Below are 12027 nucleotides of genomic sequence, written 5' to 3'. Positions count from 1 at the left end.
CGCTCATCACCTCGGGCGGTCCAGCGGTTGCATCAGCATGTCGGCGAGCCGTTCTCGGGTGACGCGTTCCGCGCTGGGGGCGTGCTGGGTGAGGAACAGGGCGTTCAGCAGCTGGTCGGCGGCGACCACCTCGCCGGGCTCGCGCCGCAGGAACCGCTGGATCAGCTCGCTCCCGTCCGTCACCGCGTCGTCGCCCAGGTGCGCCCGGACCATCGCGGTCAGCTGTTCCTCGCCCGGCGGTTCGAGGTCGAGCTGGATGCAGCGGCGCAGCAGGGCGGCCGGGAAGTCGCGCTCGCCGTTGGAGGTGAGGACGATGAGCGGGAAGGTGGTGCAGCGGACCAGGCCGTCGCGGACCACCGCCCGGCCGCCGTCGTCCGTCCCCACCTCGACCTCGGGCTCGCGGTCGGCGATCCGCTCCAGCTCGTGGATCCGGAACTCGCCCTCCTCCAGCACGTTCAGCAGGTCGTTGGGGAGGTCGAGATCGCTCTTGTCCAGCTCGTCGATGAGCAGCACGCGGGGCCGCTCCGCCGGGAGCAGGGCGGTGCCGAGCGGGCCGAGCCGCAGGTAGGAGCCGATGGAGTGGCGCTCGCCGACGTCCGCGCCGGCCCGCTCCAACTGCACGTCCTGGAGGCGGGCGATGGCGTCGTAGTGGTAGAGGCCGTCACGCAGCGTGGAGCGGCTGACGATCGGCCAGCGCAGCACGCGACCGAGCTTGAGTTCGTAGGCGACGGCGTGGGCGAGAGTGGACTTTCCGGTTCCGGGCGTGCCCGTCACCAGCAGCGGACGGCGCAGATAGAGCGCGGCGTTGACCGCCTCGACCTCCTCGGGGCGCGGGTGGTGGTTCTCCACCAGCCGGCGCTGCACCCCCAGCCGGCGGGCCGCGCTCGGGTCCGTGCCGGCACCGGTGTCGGGCCCGGCCGCGGCGAAGTCGCGCCAGGGGGGCGGCGGCGGCAATCGCCGGACGCCGTCGTGCGGCAGGCCGGCTCCCCGGTAGATGCGCCAATCGTTCACATCGGGCTCCTCGTTGCCGGCGTGGCTCTCCCGGCTGTCACCGGCCGGGCCCCCACGCGTCCGCCGTCGCCGCTTCCGCTCCCCGGACGACGGTACCGGTCCGGGCGCGGCCTGCCGAGCCTTTCCGTCTCGTCCGTCTCGCTCCGTCGTTTCCCTGTCACTTCCCTGTCACTCCGCCGGGACACCTTCACGCCCCGCCTTCCGGGCGCATACCCGGCGCGGACAGCGGCGGACCGGGCGGTGGCGGGCGCTCCGGCCGGTCCAGGAGCAGGGCGATCGACCGCGCCCAGCTCGCCTCCTCGTCCGGCTGTTCGGGATCGGCGCAGCGAATCCGCAGGTTGCGCAGCCGGCGGTGGAGTCCCTCGGCCGTGGCCGCCTCGCACACCAGTCGGGAGACCTCGTCGTGGAATTCGGCGCAATCGAGGTGCTCCCCGGCGCATCCCCGCCAGATCACCACCGCGTGCCCGGCGGCGAGCGCCGCGTCCAGCGCCATGGCGCCCGGGCCGTGCGAGACCGGCCCGCAGAAGACCGGGACGGCGGCCGGATCCGCGTCCGAGAGCCGGGCGTACGCCGCGTGCCTGCTCTCCGCCCGCCGCGCGCCGTGCCCGGGAACGGGCACCTCCGCGCGCAGCGGTACGGCGGCCATCGGGCCGGCCGTACAGCCGTTCCACCGCCGCTGCCACTCCGGGAAGTCGCGCCGGTCCCGGCGGCGGCGGTCGCGGACGACCACGACGCGGCGCTGGCCGAGCGGCATGGTGTGCGGGTCCAGGCCGTCGTCCTCCGTCCCGGGCGGCACCAGCCGCCAGTCGGCCACCGGCTCGTCGAACAGCTCGCGCGGCAGCACGAGTTGGAGCGCCGCCAGGTGCTCGCCGACGTCGCCCTGGCGCAGCGCCTCCGCTATCGGTTCGCGCAGCGCCTCGCGGAGCTCGGCCCGGCGGGCGCCCTGGGCGTCGTCGCGGAGCGGGGTGATCCGGTCGTCCTGGCCGAGCAGTTTGACGCGCCACGGGTAGCGGTCGCCGTACATCAGGGCGTCGACCTCGACGAGCACGTCGGCCCGCGCCCGGAGGTCGGTCTCCTCGGCGGGCTCCACCGGGCCGGGCCGGTCCTTGACCAGGACGACGCCGGCCGGCGGCTCCGGCCGGTCGGGGCCGGGGTCGCAGTGGCCGTGCAGGATCCGCTGGACCTCCTTGCGGATGACGTCCTGCACCTGGTCCGCCTTGCCGGTCACCCAGCCGGCCAGCTCGCGCAGCGGGCCGGCGTCGGCGGGGTCGCCGAGCCTGCTGACGGCCGCCGCCACCCACGCCGCGTACAGCAGGACCGCCTCCAGCTCCAGGTCCCGCCCGGGGCCCGGGCCGGCGCCCGGCCAGCCCGTGCGCCCGGCGCGGCCCTCCGTGCCGTCCCGCAGGTCGTAGAGGAGGCCGACGCCCTCGCGCCACGTGCGCGGGTCGTGCTCGACGCCCGGCTGGTAGGGGTCCTGGACGACCCGGCTCTTGGCCTGGTCCACCAGGGCCATCACCTCGCCGGGCGTCCGGGGCTGGGTCAGCTCGGCGAGGCGGGCGAACAGCTGGGTGCGCAGCACCGGGGTGAAGCCCTCGACCGCCGGGCGCAGGCCCTTCTGGATGCCCGTCCAGCTGCGGCCGGTGCCGACCGCGCGGTAGTGCCGCAGGTGGTAGCGGTCGTGCGCGCGGACGACGGAGTGCAGGCGGTCGCGCCCGGGGCGGTCGTTGGCGATCCGCCGCAGCGCGGTGATCGGCACCGCGAGCCCGTGGTTCTGCCCCCGCCCCTTGCTCACCCCGATGACCGCGCCCCGGCCGGTGTCCACCACCGGGCCGCCGGAGCAGCCCGCCACGGGGATCTCGCCGCGCAGCAGCATCGCCCGGCCGCTGCCGTCCCCGCCGGTGGCGGTGCCCGTGCCGTAGCGCCAGCCCAGCTCGCCGGTCTCCCGTGACCAGCCGTAGACGGCCACGTCGGCCGGGACGACCGCCGAACGGTCGCTCATCCAGAGGCACTCGGCGCCGTGCGCGTCCGCGACCTCGACCAGCGCCAGATCGGGCAGCGGCCAGCGGTCCGGCGGGCGCTCGGGGTCGTCCGGGCGCGGCAGGACGAACACCACCCTGCCCTCGTGGACGCGGTCGTCGCCGTCCGTGACGTCGAGGGCCGCGGTGCCGTCCAGCACGCCGCCGCCCCCGTTCCCCACCACATGAGCGCAGGTCAGGGCCCAGCCGGGGGCGATGAAGAACCCCGTGCCCCAGAACCGGTCGTCGTCGGGTTCCTGCCCGCCGCCGGCCGCGGAGACGCGGACGACGGACCGGCGCACGGTGGCTTCATGGGGGTTCAAGGAGCACTCGGGGTCGTGGGCGCCCCGGGGGCGCCGCCGGCGGGCGGTCCGCTCTCCTTCCAGGTGAGCGTCACATTGATCGTCGCCTTGCCCCCCGCCTCGGTGAGCAGGCTGACGACCTGGCCGGACTGGGCGGACAGTTCGATGCCGAACTCCACCTGCACCTCCTGCGGCCGGGCCGCCGCCACCCCCATGCGCAGCGAGTCGACGACCCCGCGCACGGTGTCGGCGAGCCCGCTCGCCAACTGGGCGACGCGGCGCGCCGCCGTCGAGTCCTTGTACCCGCCGCTGCCGGCCGAGCCCAGCTCCTGCGCCTCGCTGATGCGCGCCCACACGACCGTGCCGTCGTCGAGCCGCACCTGGGTGATCCCGTCCATCACGCGTCCCCCCGTCGTCGCGCTGTCACCACGCGGTCACCGCCGTCGTCACCGCGATGATGCAGCAGGCTAGCCCTCGGACGTGACGGGCGCGAGAGGCCGTGGCCAACGCCCCGCGCCGGAGCCGCCGGGAGCCGCCTATCCTGAGGGCGGCCCTGACCTTTTCGAACCCTCTGTTGTTCGAACCCCCTGTTGACGGAGAGAGCGTTGTACTTCACCGACCGCGGCATCGAGGAGCTGGAGAACCGACGGGGCGAGGAGGAGGTCACCCTCGGCTGGGTGGCCGAGCAGCTGCGGACCTTCGTCGACCTCAACCCGGACTTCGAGGTACCGGTGGAGCGCCTGGCGACGTGGCTGGCGCGGCTGGACGACGAGGACGACGAGTAGGACGCGTTCAGCCCGTCCGGCGTTTGAGGACGCCGCCCCCGCCGGCCCGTCCGGCGTCTGAGGACTGGGGGCACCCCCTCTGGGGGAGCGCGCAGCGCGCAGCGGGGGTGTGCGGGGGCGGAGCCCCCGCAAGAAACCGGGGGCACCTCCCAGCGGTAGCTGGGGGAGAAAGGGCGGGACTGGGAACCCCCCGGCCGTAAGGCCGCCCTCAGGAAGCCGACCGCCCCGCCCGCCACCGGTCGTACAACAAAGTCAACGCGCCGTCGGCGACGAGCACGACCCCCGCCGTCCGCCACCCGGGCCACGCACCGCCACCACCGCCGCCACCACGGGACCCGGCCCGTGACCAGGCCAACAGGGCCACGCCGGCGGCGACTTCGGCCGTACCCAGAGCCCGGGCCCGCGGCCCCCGGGTCCACGCCCCGAGCGCCCCGCGCTCAGCCGCGCCCAGCCCTCCGCAGACCGCCGCCCGCCACCCGGGCCAGTCCACGGGCTCCGCGCCCGGCAGCGCCCCGGCCGCCTCGCAGAGCCGCCCGGCGGCCAGTCCGGGGACGACGCCCGGGCCGAGCTGGAGGCCCGCCCGGGCCAGGACGGCGGCGAGGCCGAGGACACGGGCGGCACCGTCCGCCTCCGCGTCCGGCCGCGTCAGCAGGTCGAGCGCCGCCCCGTCGAGCACCGGGTCGAGCCCGAGCCGGGTGCGGAGGGCGGTCAGCGCCTCCTCCTCGCCGAGCGGCGTGCCGTCCGGCAGCCAGGTGTGGCCGACGGTGCGGCGGAAGCCCGCCGCCACCACGAACCCCGCGCCGTCCGCGTCCCACCACAGGCCGACGACCGGCCAGTTGTCGGCCACCGTCAGGGCGTGCGCCCAGTCCCCCGCGACCGCGGCGAGGTGGGTGCCGGCCTCGCGCCAGGACTCGGCCGCGGGAACCAGGACGCTCCAGCCCTCGCCCGCCGGGGCCAGCAGCATCGGCCGCCGCAGCAGCTGCGCGACGGGGCGTACGCGGTCGGGGGCGGCCCGGCAGAGCAGCAGCAGCCCCGCGGCCGGGATGTGATCGGTAGCGGACATGCGCCAACGCTATGCCACCGGGACGGGCTTGACTTCACGGAGCCGCGATATATCGTGTTTACCAGAGACGCGATAAGACGCGATACACCGTGGGGTGGTCACCGCACACCCCGCGGGTCGTGACGAGCGCGTCCGAGCCAGCGCCGGCGCCACCGGCCCACGCCGCACAAGGAGGCCCGCATGCCCACCCCGCCGGAGTGGTCGCTGACCGCACCCGAGAACCTGACCTTCGAGGAGCCGGTCGACTCCCTGGAGGTGCGCCTCGTGAACGGCGCCGTCAACATCGTCGGCACCGACGCGGGCCCCGCCCGCCTGGAGCTCTCCGCGCACTCGGGGGCGCCCCTCCTTGTCACCCACAAGGATGGACAGCTGACCGTCGGATACGAGGATCTCGCCTGGAAGAACATCCTCAGCCGGATCGCCCACGGCCTCCGCCACCGCTCGGTCACGGTCACGCTGGCCGTCCCCACCGGCACCCGCGTCAAGGTCGGCGTCGTCGGGGCGCACGCCGTCGTCTCGGGCCTCTCCGGTGCCACGGACGTCCGCGGCGTCACAGGGAACGCCACGCTGGTGGGTCTGACCGGCCCGGTCCGGGCCGAGACGGTCTCCGGCGATGTGGAGGCCCAGTCGCTCTCCGGGACGCTGCGCCACAACTCCGTCTCCGGCGAGCTCACCCTCGTCGACTGCCGGAGCGAGACGGTGAAGGCGGATACGGTCACGGGCGGCATCGTCATCGACCTCGCCGAGCCCGCCGCGGCCGTACCCGGCCCGGCACCCTCCCTGGAACTCAACACCGTCTCCGGCGACATCGCCCTGCGCCTGCCGGGCTCGACGGACGCCGTCGTGGAGGTGGGCACCGCCACCGGCGCCGTCTCCAACGCGTTCGGCGATCTCCGGCAGTCCGGCGAGTGGGCCGGCCGGCGCCTCACCGGCCGGCTGGGCCGGGCCACCGGCCTGGTCCGGGCCACCAGCGTCTCGGGAGCCGTCGCCGTCCTGCGCCGCCCCCCGGCCGCCGACGCCTTCACCGACGGCCCCGACGGGCACGACGAACCCGACGCGTCGGACGCACCCGAAGCACCGACCGCGCCCGACGCGCCCGCCGACGCCCCCGCCCAGGGAAAGGTCCTCTGATGCCCCCCGTCTTCGCCCACGGCCGCCTCCGCCTCTACCTGCTCAAGCTGCTGGACGAGGCCCCGCGCCACGGCTACGAGATCATCCGGCTGCTGGAGGAGCGCTTCCAGGGGCTCTACGCCCCGTCCGCCGGCACCGTCTACCCGCGCCTCGCCAAGCTGGAGGCCGAGGGCCTGGTCACCCACACCACCGAGGGCGGCCGCAAGGTGTACGCGATCACCGACGCGGGCCGCGCCGAGCTCGCCGACCGGGCCGGTGAACTGGCCGGTCTGGAACGGGAGATCCAGGAGTCCGTCACGGCCCTCGCCGCCGACATCCAGGAGGACGTCCGCGGCGCGGCCGGCGCCCTGCGCCGTGAGTTGCGGGAGGCCGCCGGCCGGCTGCGCGACGGCGCGCAGGGGGCCGGCGGCCAGGGTGGCGACCCCTTCGCCGGGATGAAGGAGGAGCTGCGCCGGGCCAAGGAGGAGTGGAAGGAGCAGGCCCGCCGCGCGAAGGAGGAGAGCCGACGGGCCCACCAGGAGGCCCAGCAGGCCCGCCACCAGGCGCGGCAGGCCCAGGAGCACACCCGCGAGGAAGTGCTTCGCATCAAGGAGCGCGTCCAGGAGCAGGTCCGCGAGCACGCCCGGCGCGGCGACTGGCCGACCGGGCTCATGGAGGGCGTCACCGCGCTCGCCAAGGAGCTCGGCACCCTGGCCGGCGGCGGCCGTCCCGAGTCCGGAACCGGGGCCGGGGCCGGAGCCGGGGCCCCGACGGTACGCGTCGAGCGCGCGGACGCGCCCGAGTGGGCGTCGGTGGACTACACCCACTCCACCGACCCGGCCCGTGATCTCGACCGCCTGCTGGACCGTTTCCGCGACGAGATCCGTGACGCGGCGCGCGACCACGGAGTGACGGCCGGGCAACTCGCCGAGTGCCGGGAGCACTTGGCCGAGGCGGCGATCCGGATGGGAGGGGTGTTGCGGAAGTGACGTAGGGGCCCGTGCTGTTCCTCGGCCTCCGGCGGGCCCCACCTCGTCCGCACTCGGCCCCGGCCCCCGGCCCACGAACCTCGGCCGACGAACGCCGGGGGGAAGGGCGCGCGCCCCTGCCCTGCGCGGCGACGCCGATCGCCAAGGGGCGATCCGGCCGACCACCCGATCACCGCCGGTCGGACAGGAAGGCGGGCCCTGGCCCGCCGAGGTCACGGGCCCGCCCGCTCCCCGTCACGACAAAGCCGGCCACCAAACACCAGGTGTCCGACCGCAGCCCGCCTCCTCTCCAACCCGGTCGAGGAGGCGGGCCCCGGCCCGCCCGTGCCGCCCAGGGCCCGCCCGGTGGATCCCGGCCGCCGCGCCAGGGCCGGAGCCGCAGTCAGGATCCGAGGGCCGTGAGGGCCCGAGCGCCGTCAGGGCCTGGATGCATCAGGGCTTGGGCGCCGTCACAGTCCGAACACCGTCAGGACCCGGACGCCGTCAGGACCCGAGCCGCCGTGCCGCCACCTCGATCACCGCCCCGGGCCGGGCGCGGATCGTCAGCCGTCCGCGTTCTCCGGGGCGGACCCGCGTCGCGTCGGGGCGGGCCGGCCCGGTGACCGTGACGCGCCAGCCGTGCGGGGCCGGCGGCAGGGTCAGGTCCGTCCGGCCGCCGGCCGCCGCCGAGGCGGTGTACTCCAGCCGGAAGACGCCGTCCCGTGCGTCGTACGACGTGTGCCGTACGTCGCCCGCCACGGCCGGTGCGTACGGCCGGGCCGTCTCCTCCTTGTGCCGCCGGAACCGGCCCTCGCGGTCCAGGGCGCAGTAGCCGCCGCCGTAGCACCAGGTCCAACCCGCCCAGCCGGAGCCGTAGCGGTCCAGGGACGCGAGCGCGTCCGCGTAGTAGCGGCCCATGTTCGGCAGGGAGCTGTCGGGCGGTCCCCACTCGCCCACCACGACGGGGATCCGCCGCTCGCGCGGGTAGCGGACGACGGCGGCCTCGTAGCGTTCGATCCAGCGGGCCGCCGGGTCGTAGTCGGCGCCGGTCTCCATGGAGGTCTCGTAGAAGTGCGGCGTGTAGACGATCCGGCCGGCCGGGTCCTCGACGCGGCCGAGGGAGGTCGGGACGCCCTCGCCGACGACGGGCGTGGGCTCGACGAAGATCCGGTGTTTCCGGTCGACGGAACGGATCGCCGCGACGAGGCGGTCGTACATGGGGGTCACTTGGGTGGCCTCGACGCGGCGGGCGGCCGCCGGCAGGTCCTCGCCCGGACGCAGCCGGCCCATCGGCTCGTTGATCAAGTCGTAGCCGTACACGGCGGGGTGCCCGGCCAGCCGGCCGGCCAGTACCCGCCACATCCGCTGCTGGGCCCGCCGCAGGTCCGCGTCCTCGTAGAGGTGCTCGAACGCGGCCTGCACGCCGGGTTCGAAGTACTCGGCGAACCAGTCGTCCGGGTGCGGCCGGTAGGGCAGGCCGTCGGTGCGGGTGGCCCACTCGGGAATGCCCCGGTGGCCGCCGAACGCGGGCCCGTAGACGTCCTGGTGGGCGTCGATCACCACCCGGACGCGGTACCGGGCCGCCCAGTCCAGGATTCGTTCGATCTTCCTCAGATAGCGCTCGCTGTAGCGGCCGGGCCGGGGTTCGAGGTCGTCCCAGAACACCGCGAGCCGGGCGAAGTCGAAGCCGCGGGCCGACAGGTCCCGGAGGTGGCGCTCGGTGATGTCCTCCAGGGCCCGGTCGGCTCGGTGGTCCTTGTCGGCGAGGTTCCAGCCGCGGAGGGTGAGGGTCCGCCCGTCGTCGTCGGTCAACGGGGGGATGCCGTCACCCGGCGCGGCCGGGGCCTGGGCCGGAGCGGCTTCGACGCGTAATGCCGAAGCGGCTTCGGCACGTGTTGCCGAAGCGGCTTCGGCACGTGTTGCCGAAGCGGCTTCGGCACGCATTGTCGGAGAGGCTTCGGCGCGTGATGTCGGAGTGGCGAGTGGTGCGACAGCTGTCAGCAGCGCGAGCGCCGAGGCCACGACGGGCCCCGGGCGGCGCACACGTCTCGTCCGCATCCGACGGTCATACCGTCAGGACGACCTTCCCGAACAGCTCGCCCTCGGCCATCCTTTCGAGCCCTTCGCGCGCCCGGTCCAGCGGCAGCACGGAGTCGATCACCGGCCGGACGCCGGTGGCCGCACAGAAGGCCAGCAGGTCCGCCAGTTCCTCCTTGCTGCCCATGGTCGAGCCGACGATCCTCAGCTCCAGGAAGAAGACCCGGGTCAGCTCCACGGCCGACGGGTTGGGACCGCTCGTGGCGCCGGAGATGACGAGAGTGCCGCCCGGCTTAAGGGATTTGACCGAGTGCGACCAGGTCGCGGCGCCCACGGTCTCGATCACCGCGTCCACCCGGTGCGGCAGCCGGGCGCCCGGCTCGAACGCGTCCTCGGCGCCCAGCTCGACGGCGCGCCGCCGCTTGGCCTCGTCCCGGCTGGTCGCGAAGACCCGCAGGCCCGCCGCCGCGCCCAGCACGATCGCGGCGGTGGCCACGCCGCCGCCGGCGCCCTGCACCAGGACGCTCTGGCCGGGACGGACGTTCGCGTTGGTGAAGAGCATCCGGTAGGCGGTCAGCCACGCCGTGGGCAGGCAGGTGGCCTCTTCGAAGGACAGTTCCTTCGGCTTCGGCAGCAGGTTCCAGGCCGGGACGGTGACCCGCTCGGCGAACGTGCCCTGGTAGCGCTCGGTGAGCAGCGAACGCGGCTCGTCCGGACCGACTCCGTGGCCGGTCTGGCCGATGACGGAGTGGACGACGACCTCGTTGCCGTCCTCGTCGATCCCGGCCGCGTCACAGCCGAGGATCATCGGGAAGGCGTCCTCCTTGATCCCCACCCCGCGCAGGGTCCACAGGTCGTGGTGGTTGAGGGAGGCGGCCTTGACGGTGACGGTCGTCCAGCCGGGGCGTACGTCGGGCTCGGGGCGTTCGCCCAGCTGGAGCCCGTTCAGCGGCTGGTCCTTGTCGATGCGTGCGGCATAGGCGGCGAACATGGTGCGAACCTAGCGGGGCTCTTTGCCGCGGGGAACCGTGCCGAGGTGTGACGCGGCTCGCGTCACGGGGGCCCCGACCCCGCCCTTTCTCCCCCAGCTACCGCTGGGAGGTGCCCCCAGTTTCTTGCGGGGGCTGCGCCCCCGCACCCCCGAAACCGCGCTCCGCGCGGTTGTCCTCAAACGCCGGACCGGCTTGATTTGCGCCCGGGCGGGCACTTCAGCCCGTCCGGCGTCTGAGGACGAGCGGCGAAGCCGCGATACGGGGTCCGGGCGGAGCCCCGGGAATCGGCGAAGGGGAGGGACCGGGGCACAGCCGCCCGCAGGGCTACCGCCGCGCGACCCCGTCCGCCCGAGCCGCCGCGGCCACAGCGGCCGTCACCGCGGGAGCGACCCGCTCGTCGAACGGCGACGGAATGACGCAGTCCGCGCTCAGCTCGTCCGCGACGACGGCGGCCAGCGCCTCGGCCGCGGCAAGCTTCATGCCCTCGGTGATCCGCGAGGCCCGCACCTGGAGGGCGCCGGCGAAGATGCCCGGGAAGGCGAGCACGTTGTTGATCTGGTTGGGGTAGTCGCTGCGCCCGGTGGCCACCACGGCCGCGTACTTGTGCGCGACGTCCGGGTGGATCTCCGGGTTGGGGTTGGCCATCGCGAAGATCAGCGCGTTGTCGGCCATCTTCGCGACCGCCGCCTCGGGGACCGTGCCGCCGGAGACGCCGATGAAGACGTCCGCGCCGTCGAGGGCGGACTCCAGGGGCCCGGCGAGCCCGGCCTTGTTGGTGAACCCGGCCAGTTCCCGCTTGACGTCGGTCAGGTCGGCGCGGTCGCGGGCGACGATGCCCTTGCGGTCGCACACGGCCACGTCGCCGATGCCCGCCTCGACCAGGATGCGCGCGATGGCGACGCCGGCCGCGCCGGCGCCGGAGATCACGGCACGCAGGTCGCCGAGGGTGCGGCCGGTGAGCTTCGCGGCGTTGCGAAGGGCGGCCAGGGTGACGACGGCCGTGCCGTGCTGGTCGTCGTGGAAGACCGGGATGTCCAGCCGCTCCTGCAGCCGCCGCTCGACCTCGAAGCAGCGGGGAGCGGAGATGTCCTCCAGGTTGACGCCGCCGAAGGACGGCGCGAGGCGGACGACGGTCTCGACGAGCTCGTCCACCTCACGGCAGTCGAGCGCGATCGGCACCGCGTCCACGCCGCCGAACTGCTTGAAGAGGATGGCCTTGCCCTCCATCACGGGCAGGGACGCCTCGGGGCCGATGTCCCCGAGGCCGAGGACGGCGCTGCCGTCCGTGACCACCGCGACGACCTGGGACTTCCAGGTGTAGTCGTGGACGAGTTCGGGCTGTTCCGCGATCGCGGTGCACACCTTGGCGACGCCCGGTGTGTAGGCGAGGGACAGGTCGTCCTTGTCCCGCACGGGCACGGTCGCCCGCACCGCCATCTTGCCACCGCGGTGCAGCGCGAAGGCCGGATCGAAGGGCTCTTCCCGAGCACCCTCCTCCGCACCGCTCCCGCTGAGAGGATTGACGATCTCCGCTGCCACTTTCTTGACCCCTTTGTCGAGATGTCCATCGAGGGTATATCCGTCCCCTGGAGTGCGGGGCGGCCGGGCGGGTGTCCGCTACGTCCCGGCGGATGGCCGGGACCGGGTGCGACCGCCGTGCGGTCGGCCCGCGCGCGGGGGCGCGTGCGGGGAGCGCGGACACCGGGCGCGCTGCACGACGCGCCGTGAGCCCCGGGTGCGGGGT

Annotated in this window: 10 protein-coding genes; 3 read left to right on the top strand and 7 right to left on the bottom strand. The window is 74.8% G+C overall.

All coding sequences use genetic code 11. The annotated features are described in order from the left end of the window. Positions 1-6 precede the first annotated feature (6 nt). The 3 genes from ACQEVS_RS22730 to ACQEVS_RS22720 form a co-directional block, all read right to left on the bottom strand. A complete protein-coding gene (locus ACQEVS_RS22730) occupies positions 7-1011 on the bottom strand; it encodes an AAA family ATPase (protein WP_398264604.1) in 1005 nt (334 codons plus the stop codon). Positions 1012-1198: 187 nt separating this feature from the next. Beyond that, positions 1199-3328 carry a trypsin-like peptidase domain-containing protein gene (locus ACQEVS_RS22725; RefSeq protein ID WP_433023157.1) on the bottom strand — a complete coding sequence of 710 codons (2130 nt, stop codon included), beginning with the start codon at positions 3326-3328 and terminating at the stop codon, positions 1199-1201. 17 nt (positions 3329-3345) lie between these two features. Then, entirely contained in the window at positions 3346-3726 is a 381-nt protein-coding gene (locus tag ACQEVS_RS22720) for a CU044_2847 family protein (RefSeq protein WP_433023155.1), read from the bottom strand. Positions 3727-3933: 207 nt separating this feature from the next. On the opposite strand from ACQEVS_RS22720, the gene ACQEVS_RS22715 reads away from it, so the two are divergent. Then, on the top strand, positions 3934-4113 hold the full coding sequence (locus tag ACQEVS_RS22715; RefSeq protein ID WP_004937694.1) for a DUF6104 family protein: 180 nt from the start codon (positions 3934-3936) through the stop codon (positions 4111-4113). Positions 4114-4321: 208 nt separating this feature from the next. On the opposite strand, the gene ACQEVS_RS22710 is transcribed toward ACQEVS_RS22715, so the two are convergent. Next, entirely contained in the window at positions 4322-5176 is an 855-nt protein-coding gene (locus tag ACQEVS_RS22710) for a hypothetical protein (RefSeq protein ID WP_433023153.1), read from the bottom strand. A 180-nt stretch (positions 5177-5356) separates the two neighbouring features. Here ACQEVS_RS22710 and ACQEVS_RS22705 point away from each other — a divergent pair, with 180 nt between their 5' ends. Both ACQEVS_RS22705 and ACQEVS_RS22700 read left to right on the top strand, forming a co-directional pair. Further along, complete coding sequence (locus ACQEVS_RS22705) at positions 5357-6307, top strand: DUF4097 family beta strand repeat-containing protein (RefSeq protein ID WP_433023151.1); 951 nt, start codon at positions 5357-5359, stop codon at positions 6305-6307. Then, complete coding sequence (locus ACQEVS_RS22700; RefSeq protein WP_433023149.1) at positions 6307-7275, top strand: helix-turn-helix transcriptional regulator; 969 nt, start codon at positions 6307-6309, stop codon at positions 7273-7275. The genes ACQEVS_RS22705 and ACQEVS_RS22700 overlap by 1 nt, the downstream gene beginning before the upstream one ends. A 483-nt stretch (positions 7276-7758) precedes the next feature. On the opposite strand, the gene ACQEVS_RS22695 is transcribed toward ACQEVS_RS22700, so the two are convergent. The 3 genes from ACQEVS_RS22695 to ACQEVS_RS22685 form a co-directional block, all read right to left on the bottom strand. Next, on the bottom strand, positions 7759-9312 hold the full coding sequence (locus ACQEVS_RS22695) for a cellulase family glycosylhydrolase (protein WP_433023147.1): 1554 nt from the start codon (positions 9310-9312) through the stop codon (positions 7759-7761). Positions 9313-9319: 7 nt separating this feature from the next. Next, a complete protein-coding gene (locus tag ACQEVS_RS22690; RefSeq protein ID WP_433023145.1) occupies positions 9320-10282 on the bottom strand; it encodes a zinc-binding dehydrogenase in 963 nt (320 codons plus the stop codon). Positions 10283-10607: 325 nt separating this feature from the next. After that, positions 10608-11822, bottom strand: coding sequence for an NAD(P)-dependent malic enzyme (locus ACQEVS_RS22685; RefSeq protein WP_433023143.1), 1215 nt, complete (start codon positions 11820-11822; stop codon positions 10608-10610). Positions 11823-12027: the final 205 nt, after the last annotated feature.

Source organism: Streptomyces sp. CA-181903 (assembly GCF_050937075.1).
GTDB lineage: Bacteria > Actinomycetota > Actinomycetes > Streptomycetales > Streptomycetaceae > Streptomyces.
The sequence above is the reverse complement of the archived record's forward strand: the minus strand, read 5'-3'. Positions and strand labels throughout refer to the sequence as shown.